14 protein-coding genes are annotated in these 18,597 nt (G+C 65.1%); 10 read left to right on the top strand and 4 right to left on the bottom strand.

Annotation, left to right across the window (positions count from 1 at the left end):
- The first annotated feature begins 135 nt into the window (after positions 1–135).
- Complete coding sequence (locus tag NTD88_RS07355; RefSeq protein WP_262153352.1) at positions 136–1,017, top strand: pentapeptide repeat-containing protein; 882 nt, start codon at positions 136–138, stop codon at positions 1,015–1,017.
- Between the two features lie 379 nt (positions 1,018–1,396).
- Positions 1,397–2,386, top strand: a complete 990-nt coding sequence (locus NTD88_RS07350) for a DNA-binding protein (protein WP_262153353.1) — start codon at positions 1,397–1,399, stop codon at positions 2,384–2,386.
- 3 nt (positions 2,387–2,389) lie between these two features.
- Here the strand turns inward: NTD88_RS07350 and NTD88_RS07345 are convergent, their stop codons facing one another.
- Positions 2,390–2,905 carry a GNAT family N-acetyltransferase gene (locus tag NTD88_RS07345; RefSeq protein ID WP_262153354.1) on the bottom strand — a complete coding sequence of 172 codons (516 nt, stop codon included), beginning with the start codon at positions 2,903–2,905 and terminating at the stop codon, positions 2,390–2,392.
- A 120-nt stretch (positions 2,906–3,025) separates the two neighbouring features.
- Here NTD88_RS07345 and NTD88_RS07340 point away from each other — a divergent pair, with 120 nt between their 5' ends.
- Both NTD88_RS07340 and NTD88_RS07335 read left to right on the top strand, forming a co-directional pair.
- Positions 3,026–3,235, top strand: a complete 210-nt coding sequence (locus NTD88_RS07340) for a hypothetical protein (protein WP_262153355.1) — start codon at positions 3,026–3,028, stop codon at positions 3,233–3,235.
- Between the two features lie 84 nt (positions 3,236–3,319).
- Positions 3,320–4,063: an enoyl-CoA hydratase gene (locus NTD88_RS07335; protein WP_262153356.1), complete on the top strand. Its 744-nt coding sequence runs from the start codon at positions 3,320–3,322 to the stop codon at positions 4,061–4,063.
- 27 nt (positions 4,064–4,090) lie between these two features.
- Here NTD88_RS07335 and NTD88_RS07330 read toward each other — a convergent pair whose 3' ends face one another.
- Together NTD88_RS07330 and NTD88_RS07325 are read right to left on the bottom strand one after the other, a co-directional pair.
- Positions 4,091–5,392: a spinster family MFS transporter gene (locus NTD88_RS07330; RefSeq protein WP_177454472.1), complete on the bottom strand. Its 1,302-nt coding sequence runs from the start codon at positions 5,390–5,392 to the stop codon at positions 4,091–4,093.
- A complete protein-coding gene (locus NTD88_RS07325) occupies positions 5,389–6,372 on the bottom strand; it encodes a flavin reductase family protein (protein WP_262153357.1) in 984 nt (327 codons plus the stop codon). Before NTD88_RS07325 ends, NTD88_RS07330 begins: the two co-directional genes overlap by 4 nt.
- Before the next feature lie 197 nt (positions 6,373–6,569).
- Between NTD88_RS07325 and NTD88_RS07320 the strand changes: the two genes are divergently transcribed.
- The 6 genes from NTD88_RS07320 to NTD88_RS07295 all read left to right on the top strand — a co-directional run bounded on the left by NTD88_RS07320 (position 6,570) and on the right by NTD88_RS07295 (position 15,707).
- Positions 6,570–8,006 (top strand): coniferyl aldehyde dehydrogenase, encoded by a 1,437-nt coding sequence (locus NTD88_RS07320; RefSeq protein ID WP_262153358.1) that lies wholly within the window; start codon positions 6,570–6,572, stop codon positions 8,004–8,006.
- An 18-nt stretch (positions 8,007–8,024) separates the two neighbouring features.
- Positions 8,025–9,677, top strand: coding sequence for a methyl-accepting chemotaxis protein (locus tag NTD88_RS07315; protein WP_262153359.1), 1,653 nt, complete (start codon positions 8,025–8,027; stop codon positions 9,675–9,677).
- A gap of 118 nt (positions 9,678–9,795) precedes the next feature.
- A complete protein-coding gene (locus NTD88_RS07310; protein ID WP_262156285.1) occupies positions 9,796–11,334 on the top strand; it encodes an amidase in 1,539 nt (512 codons plus the stop codon).
- 196 nt (positions 11,335–11,530) lie between these two features.
- A complete protein-coding gene (locus tag NTD88_RS07305) occupies positions 11,531–13,243 on the top strand; it encodes an FAD-dependent oxidoreductase (RefSeq protein WP_262156284.1) in 1,713 nt (570 codons plus the stop codon).
- Positions 13,240–14,931: an FAD-binding protein gene (locus tag NTD88_RS07300; RefSeq protein WP_262156283.1), complete on the top strand. Its 1,692-nt coding sequence runs from the start codon at positions 13,240–13,242 to the stop codon at positions 14,929–14,931. Before NTD88_RS07305 ends, NTD88_RS07300 begins: the two co-directional genes overlap by 4 nt.
- Entirely contained in the window at positions 14,928–15,707 is a 780-nt protein-coding gene (locus NTD88_RS07295) for an SDR family oxidoreductase (protein ID WP_262156282.1), read from the top strand. Before NTD88_RS07300 ends, NTD88_RS07295 begins: the two co-directional genes overlap by 4 nt.
- A 60-nt stretch (positions 15,708–15,767) precedes the next feature.
- On the opposite strand, the gene NTD88_RS07290 is transcribed toward NTD88_RS07295, so the two are convergent.
- Positions 15,768–18,461, bottom strand: coding sequence for an RHS repeat-associated core domain-containing protein (locus NTD88_RS07290; protein WP_262156281.1), 2,694 nt, complete (start codon positions 18,459–18,461; stop codon positions 15,768–15,770).
- Between the last annotated feature and the right edge of the window lie 136 nt (positions 18,462–18,597).

Below are 18,597 nucleotides of genomic sequence, written 5' to 3'. Positions count from 1 at the left end.
CCCCCCCCCCCCCCCCCCCCCCCCCCCCCCCCCCCCCCCCCCCCCCCCCCCCCCCGCCCCCGCCCCCCCCCCCCCCCCCCGCTACTCGATCAAAGCCAAGGTGCAGTTGTGAGGACGGGAACGTTGGGTGAGTTCATGGGCAAGTTCACCTTCCATGCGGGGGCGACGTGTCTGGCCACCCCATCGTTGGCGGCGTTGGTGGCCAGCGGACAGGGCCGGGGCGTGGACCTGACCGATGTGGTGCTGGATGGCGCGAGCGCCATCGGGGTGGACTTCACCGGCGCGCGCTTTACTGGTGCCAGCCTGCAGGGCGCGGACCTGTCCAATTGCCTGCTCGGCGAGGCCGATCTGCGCGACACCCGGCTCAACGGCGTGTTTTTCGACGGTGCATTGCTGGATCACGCCAACTTGTCCGGCGCGACCCTTGGCCGGCCTGGCTGGGGTGCGCCACGCAGTGCCCGGGGGATCGACCTGAGCTTTTGCCAAGCCCGGGGCGCGATTCTCGGCAGCCCGTCGGCCCGCCTCGACTGCGCCCATGCCAACTTCAGCGGCGGCGATTTCAGCCACGCCGACCTGAGCCGCCTGCAACTCACCGGGGCGCTGCTGACCGATGCCCACCTGGAGAGCTGCTGGCTGGAGGGCGCGGTGCTGGACGGTGCCGACCTGAGGAATGTCTTCGCGCGGCGGGCAAGCCTGCGCAAGTGCTCGCTGAAAAACATCCTGGGCAGCAATGCCAACTTTACCGAGGCGGATTTTTCCGCCGCCGACCTGAGCGACAGCGTGCTGGTGGATGCACGGATTGCCGGGTGTACCGTTCGCGCCGATGGATCTGCCCGCGCGCTTTCACTAGCGGGCGCGCAGATCCAGGGCGTGCCGTTGTTCCGCTTGGCGTCAGTGGCGTGGGAATACCTCACGCCCGAAGGCATTGGCGGGTTGGCGCCCTTGTTCGCCCGAGCGGGTTACCCACTGGGGGGGGGCACCGATCCTCGACATGGACCGTCAGTGGCGGCTGGATAATGACCGCGATACCGACTTGAGCCATCCCCGGGACTACTCGGTACGGCGGGTTCGCGGGCATTGTCGGCGCGTTCGGTTATGCCTCGTTTCGTCCTGCCCGCCGCGAGCAGGGCGTGCAGGTGTTCGGCATGGCGCCCTTGCTGATGCGGGACTGGCCAGCCTATCCCGCCGGCGTGGCGTTCAAGGCGACCGCCAGTCTGGCCGCGGCGATGTCGCCGAATAGTCTTGGCCCGGCTTTCTGACGGGTGAAAACTGCCTCTGATTTGATAAGTCGCGATTATTTCATCTTAAATATCATCAAATTATGAAAATTAATTTGATCTTTTTGGTATGTAAACACATGATACGTACCACATTATGAAATAGCAGGAACTCAGACATGGCCCGCGGTGGTATCAACAAAGCAGTCGTGCATAAAGCCCGTCAGGCGATCCTCGGTCGGGGCGAGCATCCGAGCATCGATGCGGTGCGGATTGAACTGGGAAATACCGGTTCGAAAACCACCATTCATCGCTACCTCAAAGAGCTGGAAATCCAGAAACCGCCCGCCACCACCAGCGTGCCGGACCTCAGCGCGTCGCTGATGGGGCTGGTCAAGCAGTTGGCGGAGCAGTTGCGCGAAGAGAGCGACGCCTGCGTCGAAGAGGCGCAAAAGTCGTTCGATGTGGAAAACGCCGCGCTGAACGCGCACTTGCAGGAATGCCAGCAGGCGCTGGCGGCGGCGCAGCAGCAATTGCAGATCCAGGGCGCGGCGCTGGCCGCTGAGTCCGCGGAGCTGGCCACCGCCCGCAGCAGCCTGCAGAGCGAACACACCCGTAATGCCACGCTGAGCCAGGCGGTGGGTGAGTTGAATGTGCGGCTGGCCGACAAGGACGAACAGATCGCCTCGCTGGAAGACAAGCATCAGCACGCCCGCGATGCGCTGGAGCATTACCGCACCGCCAGCCGCGAACAGCGCGAGCAGGATCACCGCCGGCACGAAGCGCAAGTCCAGCAATTGCAGACGGAGCTGCGCCAGTTGCAGCAGACGCTGATCATCAAGCAGGACGAAGTGACCCGGCTCAACCGCGATAACGAGCGGTTGCTGGTGGAGGCGCGGCATGTCCAGCGCGAATGCCAGCACCTGAAGGACCAGCAGGAACAGCACGCGCTGGAAACCCGCACCCTCAGCGCCAACCTGGCGCAGTCCCAGGGCGCGCGCGAAGAACTGCAGCGCCAGTTCCAGTCCCAGGGCCAGCAACTCGAACTGGTGGGCGGCGAACGGCGTCAGCTACTCAAGCAGGTGGAATTGCTGGAGCAAACGATCGAAGCCTTGCGCGCCGCGCAACAGGCGGCGGCCGAAGCCGAGAAAGCGCAAGAACAGAAATAAAGCTCAAGCCGGGACGGACAATGATTTGCGCATCGCGCAACGTCCCGGCAGCCCAAGCGCGTGCTCATGGGCTATTTGCTGCTGCAGAAAACCCTGCAACTGCCCGTCGTCCAGCGCGACGAAACCCAGCCGTGCATAGAAAGGTGCGTTCCACGGCACGTCCTTGAAGGTCGTCAGGGTCAATGCCGTGAAGCCCTGCGCCTGGGCCCACGCCTCGACACAGGCGATCAGCGCCCGACCCAGTCCTTTCCCTTGATGACAAAGCGCCACGGACAATTCGTCGATGTGCACGCCGCCGTCCTGGACGCTGGCGCAGAGAAACCCCAGCGGCCGGTCCTGCTCATCTACCGCCAGCCAGAGCAGGCCCTTGTCGATAAAGCCCAGGTGTTCCTCGACACTCAGCACCTCATGCGCCGCAACCCACGCCAACCGCTCAACAGCAAGAAACGCCTCGGCCGCCGAGCGCTCGATGGCGGGCAGCAGGTGGGCGTCATGGGGACGGGCAGGGCGGATAGACATGGTCATCTCCATCGGTGGCGGGCTGCCACTTTAACAGCGTTGCTCCGTTGATCGGCTGCCCGGCACTCCTGATTCCGATGCCTATTCCAATGCTCAGGACCCACCACCGAGGACCGCATCATGCACTCGCCCAAAGACGACCCACTCTGGAAAGACCCGCTGAACAACCCGCAGCGCGAAACCGACCCGGTCACCGACCCCAACGTCAACGGTGACCCGCAGCGCTCGGACGAACCCAACGACATCGAGCGCCTGCCGGACGCTCCGCAGCAGGACATGCCCGTGCCAGAGCCGGACGAGCCGACGCCGCTGTCGGATGAGCGACGCTGACACGCGACACCTACTCAATCCGGACGTTTCGCGGCGGACGGCGACGGGCTATTGCTAGGGCTCCCGTCAACCAGCGAGCGCGCAATGACCGACATCCTGACCCGCGAGGACTCCGGCGTCCTCATCATCACCTTCAACCGCGAAACCAAGAAAAACGCCCTGACCGTGCCCATGTACCAGCGCCTGACCGACCTGCTGCACCAGGCCGAGGAGGATCCGGCGATTGCCGTGGTGCTGTTTCACGGCAGCGAACAGGTATTCAGCGCCGGCAATGACCTGGCCGATTTCATCAGCCATCCGCCCGATGGCCTCGACGCGCCGGTCTGGCAGTTTTTGCGTGCCGTCAGTGGTTTCCGCAAACCGCTGGTGGCCGCGGTCTGCGGTGTCGCCGTGGGCATCGGCACCACGCTGCTATTGCACTGCGACCTGGTGCTCGCCGGCAGCAACGCGCGGTTCAGCCTGCCGTTCGTCAATCTCGGGTTGTGTCCGGAAGCCGGCTCCAGCCTGTTGCTGCCCCGGGTGTTCGGCTATCAGCGAGCCGCCGAGGCGTTGTTGCTGGGCGAGCCGTTCGACGCCGAGGCGGCGTTGCGCGCCGGGTTGGTGAATCGGGTGCTGGAGCCGGCGCAGGTCCTCGACACGGCCCTGGCCCAGGCGCGCAAATTAGCGTGCAAGCCACTGGCGGCGTTGATGGAAACCAAGCGTCTGCTGAAGAGCGCCGATGCGCCCGCCCTGCGCGAGCGCATCGATGAGGAAGCCCGGGTGTTCGCGCGGATGCTGGAAACCGACACGGCCCGCCAGGCCATCGCCGGTTTCAGCAATCAGCGTTGAGGGAACGGGTCGATAGCGCGGGCGTCGCTATCGACCCACCTGCCGCGAGGTACGCAACAGCAACAGCACCGAACCCAGCACCGGCAAGCTCACCAGCAGCAGGGCGTAGCGCAGCGAATCTTCGCCGGCCAGCGGCAACAGCAGGTCACTGAGCAATCCGGCCAACAGCGGGCCGATGCCGATCCCGAGCAGAGTGCTGACGATGGTTTGCAGAGCCATCGCCGCGCCACGGCGGTTGGCCGGCACCAGTTGCGTGACCAGGTTGTAGGACGGCGCCACCCACCACACCGCGAAGAAGCTGTACAGCGCGCACCAGAGCATCGCCGCCGGCACCGGCAGGCTGCCGAGGTGGAGCAGCACGGTGTCGGGCCAGAGCAGGTAGATGACCAGGGCCGTCATCGCGGTGAGATGGCCGATGATCGGGATCGAGAACTGCCAGTGCGCGTCACGCCGGCTCAGGCGATCACTGAGCCAGCCGCTGAACAGTCCGCCGACACCGGCGGCGGTGCCGCAGATCACTCCGGCCAGCAGCCCGGCGTGTTGCAGCGAGAGGTCATGGGAGCGCACCAGGAAACTGGTGTTCCACATGGCGATGGCGTAGGAACTGAGGGTGGTCAGGCCGCCCGCCAGGATCAATTGCCGGTACGCCGGCAACGCCCACAGGCCACGGGCTTCGGCGGTCAGGCCGGGGGAGGCGCCGGGGGCGTGGGGCGTGAGGTCCCAGCGGCCGCGTGGCGGGTCGCGCACGATAAAGGCCAGCGCCGCGGCGAACAGCAGCGCCGGCACGCCCAACGCGATGAACGCCACGCGCCAGCCGTAGTGCTCCACCACCCAAGCGCCGATGCTCAGGCCGATGATCGAAGAAAAAGTCGGCGCTGCGGTGAAGCAACTGATGGCGAACGAGCGCTTTTGCGGCGGATACAGGTCGGCAATCAACGACAGCGAAGCCGAGGTGGTCGGCGACTCACTGACCGCCACCGCCATCCGCGCGATCGCCAGCAGCAGAAAACTGCCGGCCACTCCGCAAGCCATGGTCGCCAACGCCCAGAGCAAGCACGAGGCAGCGAGCAAGCGGGTGCGCGGCAGGCGATCCACCAGGCGCCCGGCGGGCAAGCCCATCACCGCGTAGACCACGGCGAAGGCCAGCCCGGAGATCAGCCCCATGGCGGTGTCGCCGACGCCGAACTCGGCCTTCACCGGTTCGATCATCACCGCGAGGATCTGCCGGCCGACGAAGTTGTCGGCGAACACCACCGCCAGCAACGCCAGCAGGCCATGGGCCCGCCAGCCCACCGGCGATGCCGACAGGGCCGGCACGGCCGCGCTCATCGCGGCGCCCAGAGGTCGGGCAAGCCGGGGTCGCTGACCACGATCAGGCGCTTGAGCAGCACTTTCAGCGCCTGGGCATCGGCGATGCCGAGCTTGGCGGTCAATTCCTGCTCTACCACCTTGGCCAGCGCAACCTGCTGCAGCGAGGTTTCGCGGCCCTTGGCGGTGAGGACGAAACGCAGGTCGTCGTCATCGCCTTCGATCGCCACCAGTTGCTGACGCTCGAGGAAGCGCATGCCGGCCAGGGTCACCACATGCCCGGTGTAACTGACGAAGGTGTTGATCTCGGCAAGGTCGAGGTTGTCGCGAATGCACAGCACGGCAAGGATAAAAAACGCCTGCTCGTCCAGTTGCTGGTTGCTGAGCATATGCCGCAGCACGTTGAGCACCTGGTAATGCCCGCGGCCCAACAGATAGCCGAGCAGGTCCTCGGTGTAGCTGCACTCGGGCGGCGGCGGGGTGGTCGCCAGGCGCAGTTCGTTGCGCGGCTTGCGGGTGGTCAGGGCGTACTGGCCGCTCTGGAACGCCAGTGGCGCGCGGTCGCTGTGGTCGAAGGCGAGCACTTCGCCGACGAAGATCACATGGTCGCCGCCCTCGTACTGGAACGCCGTGCGGCACTGGAAGCGCGCCGTGCAGTCCTGCAGCAGCGGGGCTTCGCTGACGCCGCAGTCCAGCTCGACCTCGGCGAACTTGTTCTCGCCCTGGGTGGCGAAGCGGCCCGAGAGCTTTTCCTGCTCGGTGGACAGCACGTGCACGTTCCAGTGCTTGCCGCTGCTGAACACCGGCAGGCTGCGCGCCTGCTTGGACAGGCTCCAGAGCACCAGCGGCGGGTTGAGCGACACCGAGTTGAAGCTGTTGGCGGTGATGCCGACCGGCGCGCCGTCCTCGCCCTGGGTGGTGATGATGGTCACGCCGGTGGTGAAGGTGCCGAGGGCCGCGCGGAAGGCCTGGGGATCGAAACTGATGTGTTGTGTTGCCATGACTGGCCTCATGGGTGGTGTTTTCGTGGGGCCAGTATTGGACGCGGCCGCACGGCCTACATCGTCTCAACGGACTAACGCTTTTGCTCGATCCTCGTCCGATCGGACGAGGCGCGGCGGGGCCTGGCGGGGCAACGTGGTCCCAGGCGCATCGGGCGCTGCCAAGGCCATGAAGGCCGATTCGCAAGGGGACACGCATGAGTTCAGTCGCATCATCCGTCGACACGCTTTCCGGCCTTCTGGCCCGACAGAAAAGCGCCTTCAATGCCGCCGGCGCCGTCGACGCGGCCACCCGCCGCCAGCGCATCCAGCGGGTGATCGACCTGTTGGTGGCCCACCACGGCGAACTGACCGAGGCCATGGACGCGGATTTCGGCGGGCGTCCCGCCGGCTTTTCGCTGATGAACGACGTGCTCGGCGCGCTGGCCTCCCTCAAGCACGCCCGCGATCACCTCGCGCACTGGATGCAGGACGAGCAGCGCGCAGCGTTCGCGCCCTACGACCAACTGGGCGCCAAGGCCTGGATCATGTACCAGCCCAAAGGCAGCGTCGGCATCATCGGCACCTGGAATGCGCCGCTGTATACCCTGTTCAGCCCGCTGGCCTCAGTCCTGGCGGCGGGTAACCGGGCGATCCTCAAACCGTCGGAAGTGACTCCGCGCACCGCCGGCGTGGTCGCCCGCCTGTGCGCCGAGCACCTCGACCCGCTGGAGGTCGCGGTGGTCACCGGCGACGCCGAGCTGGCCGAAGCCTTCACCGCGCAGCCGTTCGATCACCTGGTGTTCACCGGCAGCACCGCCGTTGGCCGTGCGGTGATGCGCAATGCAGCGCAGCATCTGGTGCCGGTGACCCTGGAACTGGGCGGCAAATCGCCGGTGATCATCTCGACCACCGCGGACCTGGACCAGGCCGCCTTGAGCATCGCCGCGGCCAAGGCCACCAATGGCGGGCAGATCTGCATCAACCCCGACCTGGTCTATGTGCCGCGCAACCTGCAGGCGTCGTTCATCGCCGCGCTGCGCGCCGCTTATGCAAGCCTGCACCCGAGCATCCAGGGCAATCCGGACGTGGTGGCGGTGGTCAATCAGCGTCATCTGGCGCGGGTCGAAGGCTATATCGACGACGCCCGGCAACGCGGCACGCGCATCGAGTCCTTGCCGGAAGCGCTGCCACTGGACGCCAACGACCGCCGTCGCCCGCTGCGCCTGGTGATCGATCCGCCGCACGACGCGCAGATCATGAATGAAGAAATCTTCGGTCCGGCCATGGTCTTGCTCGGCTATGACGACCTCGACGAGGTCATCGACGCGATCAACGCGGGCCCGCGGCCGCTGGCCCTGTACTACTTCGGCCAGGACGCGGCCGAGCAGCGCCGGGTGCTGGAACACACGGTGTCCGGTGGCGTCACCCTCAACGACGTGATGATGCACGCGGCGATGCACGACGCGCCCTTCGGTGGCGTCGGCGCCTCCGGTATGGGGCATTACCACGGCCGCGAGGGCTTCCTCGAATTCAGCCACCTGCGCACGGTGTTCAAGGCCCCGGCCCACGACCCGCGCCGCGAGTGGGGCCTGCTGCCACCCTATGGCGAGCACTACCTGGCGACGATGCTCGCCATGGTCACCTCCGACTGACCCGGGCGAGGAACGACCGTGTTCAAAGCCATCACCATCGCTCAGCGCCTGTGGATATGGGCGCTGCTGGCCACCTTGCTGTTCGTTGCCGCCGTCGGTTTCGGCGTCTACGGGCTGCAACAGGCGCGCGACAGCCTGCGCACCATTAACGAAGACAACCTGGCGACCCTGCTCACCTTCGGCGAGATCCAGCACCGCCTGGATGAAAGCCGGCGACAGGCGTTGCTGGCGGTCCTGCAGGATCCGGAAGGACCGCTGATGGCGGCCTTCGACCGCTCGGTGGAAGTCACCCTCGGCACCATCGAAGCCAACGGCCAGGCCGTGACCCAGCGCTGGAACGAGTACCGCCAACGCGACCTGAGCGCCGAGGAACAGCAGGTCGCCGAGGCATTCGAAAGCCACTACGCCGTCTGGGTCGAGGAACTGACGATCCTGCTGGAGTCGCTGCGCGCCGGCGATTTCCGCCTGCCGGGGATTATTTCCTTCCTGCGCGTGGCGGAACCGGCCGGCAGCGCCGCCGGCGTCGAACTGGGCAAGTTGCAGGTGCTGCAACAGGCCGCGGCGGAGCAGGCGTATGAGGCGGCGCAGCAGCGTTACCAGCGCACCGTTCTCGCGTACCTGCTGTTGGGCGTGGTCGGTGTAGTGGTTGGCAGCGCCACGGCGCTCACCACCCTGGGCCGGCTGCGTCGCGCCTTCGGCCAGGCTTCAGCGAGCATGCGCGCGATTGCCGGGGGCGACCTGTCGCAACCCATCGTGATCCATGGCCGCGATGAATTCGCCCTGATGCTCGGCGACACCGCCGCCATGCGCGACAGCCTGCATGGCCTGATCTCGCAGATGCGCGAACTGGTCCAGCGGGTCAGCCGCGAGGCGGCGCACCTGGCCGAGTCGGCGGAACTGGCGTCGGTGGCGACCCAGCAGCAGAGCGAGGCGGTGCGCGGCATTTCCAGTGCGGTGGAGCACCTGTCCGGCTCCATCGGCGAGGTGGAAAACCATGTTGGCGTGTCCCGCGATATCACCCAGCACTCGGCGGGGCGTTCGGGCAAGAGCGAAGGCTTTATCCGCGACATGGCCCAGGAAATGAACCGCATCAGCGACGTCATCAGCGACACCGCTGTGCATATTCACGAACTGGAAGTGTTTTCTGCCGAAATCAGCGATGTGCTCAACGTTATCCGCAACATTGCCGAGCAGACCAACCTGCTGGCCCTGAATGCCGCGATCGAGGCGGCCAGGGCAGGGGAGCAGGGTCGCGGTTTTGCCGTGGTCGCCGATGAAGTAAGGTTGCTGGCCCAGCGCACCGGGCGCTCCATTGGCGAGATCGACATCACCGTGCAACGCATCCAGGAAGGCACTCGCGCCGTGGTCGATGGTATGGGCCGCGTGGTGTTGCGGGTCCGCGAAGGCGTCAACCTGGCCCACGAAGCCGGTGATTCCGTGGCGCAGATCCGCACTGGCACCGACGACGTAATCCGCAGCGTGGACACCATCGCCGCAGTGATCGACGAACAGGTCCGCGTCACCCGCGAGATGGTCGTGCGGGTCGAGAATGTCTCGGCGGGTACCGGTGCGCTGTCGGCGAGTGCCGGGCGCAGCGCCGTGGCGGCAGCGGACCTGGAACAACTGGCGCGGGCGCTGGATCAGCTTTCGGCGCGGTTCAATGTTGCCTGACAGATTTTCTGGGACCGCTTCGCGAGCAAGCTCGCTCCTACACATCGCACACCCCTTGTAGGAGCGAGCTTGCTCGCGATGCCCCCTAAAACCATTAATAACTAAAAAGGTGCCCTCCATGACCACCGAAATCCCCCGCCGCACCGTGCTCAAAGCCACTGCCATCACCGCCGGCATCGGCCTGCTCGGCCGCTTCGCCAGCGTCCAGGCCGGCGATCTGTCCGCCAGCGACTACCAATCCCTCGATGCCTGGGCCATGGCCGAGGCCGTGCGCAAGGGCGAACTCTCGCCGGAAACCCTGCTCAACGCGGCCCTGGCCCGCCACGCGCGGGTCAATCCCAAGGTGCAGGCGGTGAACATGCTGCACGAGGACTACGCCCGCAATCTGCTCGCCCAGCGCCGCGCCGCCGGCCATCAGGCCCAGGGTGCGCTGGCCGGCGTGCCGGTGCTGCTCAAGGACCTCAACACCTACCTGCAAGGCACCACCACCAGCAACGGCAGCCGCCTGTTCAAGGACGCGCCGCCCGCGCCGTTCACCAGCACCCTGATCGCCCGTTACGAGCGGGCCGGCGCGGTGCCGTTCGGCAAGACCACCTGCCCGGAATTCGGCCTGACCACCACCACCGAATCCCTGGCCTGGGGTCTGACCCGCAACCCGTGGAACCTCGGCCACAGCGCCGGCGGCTCATCCGGTGGCGCCGCCTCGGCGGTAGCGGCGGGCATTGTGCCGGTGGCCCACGCCACCGACGGCGGCGGCTCGATCCGTGTCCCGGCGTCTTATTGCGGCCTGGTCGGGCTGAAGCCCGGCCGCTACCGCACCCCCAGCGGCCCGGCGCATTTCGAGGGCTGGTTCGGCGCCAGTGTCGGCAATGTGGTGTCGCGCAGCGTGCGTGACACAGCGCTGTTCCTCGACGCCGGTCACGGTCATGAGCCCGGCAGCGCTTACTGGGCTGCGCCGGTGGAACGCCCCTACGTCGAGGAACTGCGCCGCGATCCAGGCAAGCTGCGCATCGCCGTGGTCCGCCAGTCGTTGACCGGTGCACCGCTGGATCCTGCAATCTCCGCAACCCTGGAGCAGACCATCAAGCAATTGCTCGGCCTTGGTCATGAGGTGGAAGAGCTGAACCTCGGCATCGACCCACGGCAACTGTTCGGCGCCCACGGCGCGGTGATCGGCACTGCGTTGCTGAGCCTGGTGCATGACCGCGAGCAAACACTGGGCCGCGCCGCCACCGCCCAGGACCTGGAACAGATCACCCAGGTCGTGCTGGAGCGCGCCAAAGGCACCAACGGCGAAGCGCTGTACCGCGCCCGACAATCGTTCGAAGACATCGGCGCGGCGATGGAAAAGCACTTCGAGCGCTTCGACCTGATCCTCTCGCCGGTCACCGCCAACCTGACCCCTGAAATGGGCCTGTTGACCCTCGACCAGGGCTGGGACAGCTACGCCCACCGGGCCATGGGCAGCGCCGGCTTCACCGTGCTGGCCAACGTCAGCGGCCAGCCGGCGATTTCCTTGCCGCTGGGCATGAGCGACAGTGGGTTGCCGGTGGGCATGATGTTTACCGCGCGGCTGGGGGGGGAAGACGGGTTGCTGCGGATTGCCAGCCAGTTGGAGCAGGACCGGCCTTGGGTGGGGCGGCGGGCGGTGATGTAGATCTGAGTGGGCCATCGCGAGCAAGCTCGCGCCTACAGGTATTGCGCTGAACCTGTAGGAGCGAGCTTGCTCGCGATAAGGCCCACCTAGTCCGCTTTGACGATGATCCCCACCCCGCCACCCGCTGAAGATGGAATCAGCCGCCGGCCGCACACGCCGCCGGCCTTTCCTGACCTCAGCTAATGGCATAACAACAATGACGGCTCAAGTTCAGTCTCAATCCGCCTACGACGTGATCGTCGTCGGCTCGGGCGCGGGTGCGATGACTTCGGCGGTGTTTCTCGCCGATCACGGCCTGCGTGTCCTGATCGTGGAAAAAAGCGACAAGTACGGCGGCACCTCGGCGATCTCCGGCGGCGGGATCTGGATCCCCAACAATCACTATTTCGCTCGCCACGGCGGCAACGACAGCCGCGAGCTGGCACGCACCTACCTGCAAGCATCCGCCGGCGAGCACGTCGAACCGGCCCGCCTCGAAGCCTATCTCGACAACGCGCCGAAGATGATCGAAGCCCTCACGCGCAACAGCCGTGTGCGCTACGCGGTGGCGGCGAAATACCCGGATTACTACCCGCACCTGCCCGGCTCGCTGCCCGGCGGGCGGACCCTCGACCCGGAGTTGTTCGACACCAGCCTGCTCGAAGACGAACTGGACAACCTGCGCAAGCCGTCGCCCTCGACCCTGCTGATGGGCCGCATCGCCTGGACCGCGCGCCATGCGCACAAGGCCATGGCCCGCAGCTTCGGCTGGCGTCTGCTGGTGCTCGGCCTGATGCTGCGCTACAAGCTCGATTTCAAATGGCGCAAGAAAAGCAAATACGACCGCCGCGCCGCCCTCGGCAGTTCGCTGGTGGCGTCGCTGCGCCGCTCGCTGATGGACCGCCAGGTGCCGCTGTGGCTCAACACCGATTTCCGCGAGCTGCTGATGGAAGACGGCAAGGTCGCCGGGATCGTGGTCAATCGCGACGGCCAGGAAATTCGCATCGCCGCTCGCCACGGGGTGATCTTCGGCTCCGGTGGTTTCGAGCAGAACCAGGCCCTGCGTGAACAGTACCTGCCCAAACCGACCCAGATGACCTGGAGCGCCACGCCGCCCGGCAACAACACCGGCGCCGCGTTGCTGGCCGGGATGAAGGAGGGCGCCGCCACCGCACTGATGGACTGGGCCTGGTGGGCGCCGACCATCGCCGTGCCGGGCGAAGACAAACCCCGCGGCATCTTCGCCGAGCGCGCGTTCCCCGGCGCCATCGTGGTCAACGGCCAGGGCCGGCGTTTCGTCAACGAGGCCGCGCCGTATCTGGAATTCGTCGATGCCATGCACCGCGACAACCAGCAGAGCGGCGGGCGCAGCGTGCCGGCCTGGGTGATCTTCGACGCGCATTTCCGCTTCCACTACGCCATGGGCCCGCTGATGCCGGCCCAGGTCATGCCCGACAGCCGCCTGCGCAAGGAATGGCTGAACAACCTGTACTGGAAGGCCGACACCCTGGCCGATCTGGCCCGGCAGATCGGCGTCGACGCGGCCGGTCTGGAGGCCACCGCGAGCAAGGTCAACGAGTACGCGCGGACCGGGGTCGACGTTGATTTCGACCGTGGCGGCAACGTCTTCGACCGCTACTACGGCGACTGCAACATCAAGCCCAACCCGTGCCTGGCGCCGTTGCGCAAGGGGCCGTTCTACGCCATGCGCCTGGACGCCGGGGACATCGGCACCAAGGGCGGCCTGCTGACCAACGAACATGCCCAGGTGGTGCGCGACGACGGCACACCAATTCCTGGCCTGTATGCCATCGGCAACTGCTCGGCGTCGGTGATGGGCACCAGCTATCCGGGCGCCGGCGGCACCCTCGGCCCAGCCATGACCTTCGGTTATGTCGCCGCCAACCACCTGGCGAGGGCGGCCTCATGAGCACCGAAAAGGGATGCGTGACACCGATCCTGCCGCCGTTGCAGGTGGACGGCCGTTCGGCACTGAAGTGGGACGCACAATGCGAAGTGTTGGTGCTCGGCTGGGGCGCGGCCGGTGCCTGCGCCGCTTTGCAGGCGCGGGCCGAAGGCGCCGATGTGCTGGTGGCCGACCGTTTCTGCGGTGGTGGTGCCAGCGCCAAGAGCGGCGGCGTGGTGTACGCCGGCGGCGGCACTCGCCAGCAGCGCGCCGCCGGCTACAACGACAGCCCGCAAGCCATGTTCGATTACCTCAAGCATGAAACCCAGGGCGTGATCAGCGATGAAACCCTGCGGCGTTTCTGCGATGACAGCGTGACCAACCTGGAATGGCTGGAAAGCCATGGCGCGCCGTACTCCCACGAAGTCCCGCCAGGCGGCAAGACCTCCTACCCGCAGGACGGTTATTACCTGTACTACTCCGGCAACGAACTGGTGCCGCTCTACGGCGGCGCCAATCCGCCGGCCCCGCGCGGTCACCGCACCGCCGGCAAGGGCCAGTGCGGCGCGGTGCTCTATGCCCACCTGAAAAGCGCGTGCCTAAAGGCCGGGGTGCGCACGCTGCTGCAGGCGGCGGCCAAACGCCTGGTGCTCGACGGCAGCGGCCGGGTGATCGGCGCCGAATTCTGGCGCCTGCCGCCGGGCAGCGAGCAGGCCATGCTGCATGCAAAATGGATCGAACGCGCCGAGCGCCTGCAGAATTTCGCGCCCGGCTACTGCGACAAACTGCGCCAGCGCGCCAGCAAGCTGGAGCGCGATTTCGCCCGGCCGGTGCTGGTGCATGCGAGCAAGGCGGTGATCCTCAGCACCGGCGGTTTCATCTTCAACCGCGAACTGATCGCCCAGCACGCGCCGAAATTCCGCCGCAACTTCAAGGTCGGCGCCACCGGCTGCGACGGCAGCGGCCTGCGCCTGGGGCTCAGTGTCGGCGCCGCCAGTGATCGTCTGGAACGGGTCTCGGCCTGGCGCTTCATCAACCCGCCGTACAGTTGGCACAAGGGCATCGTGGTCAACACCGAGGGCCGGCGTTTCTGCAACGAAGAAGTCTACGGCGCCACCCTCGGCCAGCCGTTGATGGAAGAGCAGGGCGGGCGCGCCTGGCTGGTGCTGGATGCGCCACTGCGCTGGAAGGCCATCCGCGAAGCGCTGTTTGGCGGCTACTGGTGGTTCCAGAGCGTGCCAGCCCTGGCGCTGATGCTGCTCAAGGTGCGCAAGGGCAAAAGCCTCGATGAACTGGCCCGGGTCACCGGGATGAATGCGGCGGTCTTGCGCGAGTCGGTCCAGGCCAACAATGCCGCGGCCCGTGGCGAGATCGGCGATCCCTTCGGCAAGTCCCGTGGCGGGCGCCGGGTGCTGGAAAAAGGCCCGTTCCAGGCCTGCGATATTTCCGTGGGCAATCCGATTTTCCCGCTGGGCGCGTTGACCCTCGGTGGCCTGCGGGTCGATGAGCAGAGCGGCGCGGTGCTGGACGTCGCCGCGCAACCGATTCCCGGTTTGTACGCCGCCGGCCGCGCCGCGGTGGGTATTCCTTCGCACCTGTATATCAGCGGCCTGTCGCTGGCCGACTGCGTGTTTTCCGGCCGTCGCGCCGGACAGGCAGCAGCCCGCGAAACACTGAACCAAGCGCAATTTGCCGATGAGGCCCTGTCATGACTGAACTGCAACAGAAACTCCCCGGCCGGGTGCGCGACAAGATCGCCCTGGTCACCGGCGGCGCCAAGGGCATTGGCCGCGCCAGCGTGCGCCTGCTGGCACGGGAAGGCGCCCGTGTGGTGATTGCCGATATCGACGTGGCCGCGGGTCAAGCCCTGGCCGCCGAAATCGGCGACGCCGCGCTGTTCCTTCGCCATGACGCCAGCAGCGAAGCGGGCTGGCAGCAACTGATGGGCGAGGTTCGCGAGCGCTTCGGGCGGCTGGATATCCTGGTCAACAACGCCGGTATCCTGATCGCCGGCACGATCGAGGAAACCTCGCTGGAGGACTGGCACCGGCTGATGCGGGTCAACGCCGACAGCGTGTTTCTTGGCTGTCGCGAGGCCATCGGGCTGATGAAGGCCGGCGGTGGCTCGATCATCAACCTGTCGTCCATCGCCGCCCTGGCCGGACGCGACGATTACCTGGCCTACAGCGCCTCGAAAGGCGCGGTGGCGGCGTTGACCCGTTCGGTGGCGGCGTTCTGTCGGCGTCGCAAGTACCGGATTCGCTGCAACAGCCTGCACCCGGACGGCGTGTTGACCGACATGACCAGCGGCGGCTTCCCGGCCGGCCTGGACCCGGAGCGCCTGACCATCGACAGCGACCCGATGAACCGCATGTGCCGGCCGGAAGACGTGGCGGCCAGCGTGCTGTTCCTCGCCAGCGACGAGGCACGGGCGGTGAACGGTGTCGAGTTGCGGGTGGACAGCGGGCAGATGGTGATGAGTATCTGAGGCCACCTGAATCAAGTTCGCCAAGAACCCTCGATGCGTCACAGCGTCGAGGTGCCGCTATCACATCGCTCCCGCTCTTTTTGGCGTCACCGCGGTTCTTCTCATGAACGCCTCTTCAGTCGCAGTAATATGCGTTATGAACGCAGGCAGTATGGGGCCTTTTACTTGAACTTCTTTAGTTGCGTTATAGTTCTGCGCGTAGTCTTCAAGGGTCGCGCGGTACGCCTCGATATTGTATTGATACAGTGCTTCGCTGATTGCTTTTATCTCAGCCACAACACCCTTCTTGTTGGTAGCCTCGAAAGCAGTTTCAACGAAGCCTTTTTCGCTCACAGCGCGACTCAGCACATAATGAGGGTGTTCTGCCGGGAGCGAGATTTTATATAAATGAAGCGGCTTCTGAACCTCCCTGGCATACCCGCCAATCATCTTCATTTCGAAATAGTATTTTCTGGCATCGCCAAACAGGTTTTTACCGGATATCTCGGCTCTGAAAGCATCGATGCCCTCAAGGTCCTGAGCCACGAATATCGTGTCATCACCAAAAGCCTTGAGCACCCGCTCGGTATCATTGCCTCGAAACCCCCGAGCCAGAACCTCACTGGGCGGGGCCAGATCGACTCGAAAAAAATCGACAGCTCTGCTTTCACTCGACCCACCAGGGGCTGCCGCTTCCGTGGCAGGTCGCGTTACTGACGGGAAAGGGATAACGGTACTTGAGCCTGACTGGGTATTTACGTCGGGCTGGTTTTCCTTTTTTGTCGTCGGCTGGTTTACCGATCGAAGCATTCGTCCATCCGTATCGGTGTAACTGATCGGGTTGTTCAGGACCATGCAAAACAGATTGAGCCCATCAATAACGCCCGCCGGGTCTGGATTTATCCAACGACTTAACCACGGCGCGTAATACCTGAAGCCGTAGTAATACAGCCCGCTCGCGTCACGTTCTTTGCCTGAATACCGTACTGTTTTGTATTTTGCTTCGATGGCAGTTTTCGCGGCCCACCAAGCGGTGCCGCCGTAAGGGTAATAACTTTCCTGGCTGATAAGTTCGCCGGATTGGCCCAATTCCAACGTCGCACTGCCCAGGTGGTCACTCAGGCTGTAGCGCCATTGATCGTTATCAACCTTCTTGGGCCGCCCGCCTTCCCAGTGCAGCAAGCGCACGTCATTACGACCGGCCTCGGCAATCACCATATGCAACTGTTCGCCTCCCGTGCGCGTGTGAATCTCCAGCCCCGGCAGATAACGCACTTCACTCACCTGCTCGCCGCTGCGGGTTTTGGAACGGCGCACCTTGCGCACGCGACGGCCGCTGCTGTCATAGACATAGGTTTCGACATCGTCATCCTGACCACCCGGCTCATCGCGCTGCACCTGAGTGACCTGGCGCAATTGGTTGCGGCTATCCCAGTGCATGACCTGCCCCGGCGCCAAAGCCTGTTGATTGCCATTGGCATCAAATGCCTTGGCAAAATCCATGGGTGCCCCCTCCTTGAACACGGCGCGGTTGCTGCGCTCGTCGACCACCATGTCGCGGACATAGGCGTTGCCTGCGCCGGCATCGTGCTTGAGCCGGATCAGGTTGCCAGCGCAGTCATAGGTGTAGGTTTGGCTGTAGTTGCGCCAACGACTGTCATCCACCGTGCCAAAGAGCTCCAGCTCCGGAAGACCCGGCCCCACGGTCTGGCGGGCACTTTCACGACCGGTAGCGCTGGTCAGTTGATAGAGCGTGTCATAGGTATAGAGACTCACTGCCTGAATACGCTGCCGGGCAAACCATTGCACCGGCTGGGCGAGATCTTCAATGCGCTGGATATTGCCTGCCGGGTCGAACTGGTAGTGCAAGTCCTGCAGCGTTTTGCCTCCCCCGCCTTGGGTCTTCAGGCTACACAGCAGGCCGTCCACCGGCGAATAACACGCGGTGGTGATCGCATCATTGCCTGCCTGCTCAATTTCTATTTGGCCAGAGGCGTTGTAAGTCGTGTGTTTGAGCACCGCTACAGCGTCCAGCCAGGATGCACAGGTTTGGCCCAGGACATTGACCTTGAAACGCCGCACATGCTCAAGGGCATCGGTTTGCTCGACGACAGCGCCCAGCGCATCGTGACGCCAGCGGGTGGTGTAAGGGGTATCTTCCAGATCCGCTTCCGACTCAGGCCAGTGCGTAAGCGTCAGCGATTTGCAGAAGCGACGTGTTTCGGTCAGTGGCTGTGCGGCTAGCCCGAAACGTTCATGCCGTAAGCTGCCGGCGGGATCATCGTGGCGAATCAGTTGGCCGCAACGGTTATCACGCGCGTCCTCCTCGCTGGCTCCAGCATAGGTGAAGCGCTCCACACAATGCTCGACATCCTGGGGGCATTGTTCGAACACCTTCAACGGGCGCATGAGCTCATCGTAGTCATGGCGTCGATGGGTTTCGCGGCCGTCCCAGCTCTCCCGCGGCAACCCGGCAGCGTCATTGCAGACCAGCCGCCAGCCGGCGTCGACACTCTCTGTCTGCAACACTTGCCCACTGAGGCTACAGAGCATGGCCTGGTTGGGTTGCACGCCCGCCTGAACCTCACTCAGCGCAAGTAGCCGCGGATCCCATTGTTGGTGTAGATGACCATTGACGTTGAACACCTGGCGATGGACGCGCTTGGCGACGACGTCTTCAACAGCCTGTCGGTAGTAAGCAATGGTACGAACCGATAGCCCGCGTGGATCAACGACCGTGAGAGAAGGGGTGTGCTGATGAAGGGATCTGGTCATGAGCAAGTCTCAACGGATCAGGCGGCGATCGGGTGATTGAAACGGCTCGGATACAGCGCCACCCAAGCGGAACTTTTTACAAGTAAAGCCAACGCCGCAGGCGAGGGGCCTTTCGCCTTAGATCAAATCGAAATCT

The sequence above is a fragment of the Pseudomonas sp. 20P_3.2_Bac5 genome (genome assembly GCF_025466035.1).
GTDB lineage: Bacteria > Pseudomonadota > Gammaproteobacteria > Pseudomonadales > Pseudomonadaceae > Aquipseudomonas.
The sequence above is the reverse complement of the archived record's forward strand: the minus strand, read 5'-3'. Positions and strand labels throughout refer to the sequence as shown.

Excerpts from the sequence above, each read along its gene's own strand:
- NTD88_RS07320 (WP_262153358.1), top strand. The coding sequence starts at position 6,570 with ATGAGTTCAGTCGCATCATCCGTCGACACGCTTTCCGGCCTTCTGGCC.
- NTD88_RS07325 (WP_262153357.1), bottom strand. The coding sequence starts at position 6,372 with ATGGCAACACAACACATCAGTTTCGATCCCCAGGCCTTCCGCGCGGCC.
- NTD88_RS07340 (WP_262153355.1), top strand. The coding sequence starts at position 3,026 with ATGCACTCGCCCAAAGACGACCCACTCTGGAAAGACCCGCTGAACAAC.
- NTD88_RS07300 (WP_262156283.1), top strand. The coding sequence starts at position 13,240 with ATGAGCACCGAAAAGGGATGCGTGACACCGATCCTGCCGCCGTTGCAG.
- NTD88_RS07290 (WP_262156281.1), bottom strand. The coding sequence starts at position 18,461 with ATGACCAGATCCCTTCATCAGCACACCCCTTCTCTCACGGTCGTTGAT.
- NTD88_RS07355 (WP_262153352.1), top strand. The coding sequence starts at position 136 with ATGGGCAAGTTCACCTTCCATGCGGGGGCGACGTGTCTGGCCACCCCA.
- NTD88_RS07295 (WP_262156282.1), top strand. The coding sequence starts at position 14,928 with ATGACTGAACTGCAACAGAAACTCCCCGGCCGGGTGCGCGACAAGATC.
- NTD88_RS07345 (WP_262153354.1), bottom strand. The coding sequence starts at position 2,905 with ATGTCTATCCGCCCTGCCCGTCCCCATGACGCCCACCTGCTGCCCGCC.
- NTD88_RS07335 (WP_262153356.1), top strand. The coding sequence starts at position 3,320 with ATGACCGACATCCTGACCCGCGAGGACTCCGGCGTCCTCATCATCACC.
- NTD88_RS07310 (WP_262156285.1), top strand. The coding sequence starts at position 9,796 with ATGACCACCGAAATCCCCCGCCGCACCGTGCTCAAAGCCACTGCCATC.
- NTD88_RS07330 (WP_177454472.1), bottom strand. The coding sequence starts at position 5,392 with ATGAGCGCGGCCGTGCCGGCCCTGTCGGCATCGCCGGTGGGCTGGCGG.
- NTD88_RS07350 (WP_262153353.1), top strand. The coding sequence starts at position 1,397 with ATGGCCCGCGGTGGTATCAACAAAGCAGTCGTGCATAAAGCCCGTCAG.
- NTD88_RS07305 (WP_262156284.1), top strand. The coding sequence starts at position 11,531 with ATGACGGCTCAAGTTCAGTCTCAATCCGCCTACGACGTGATCGTCGTC.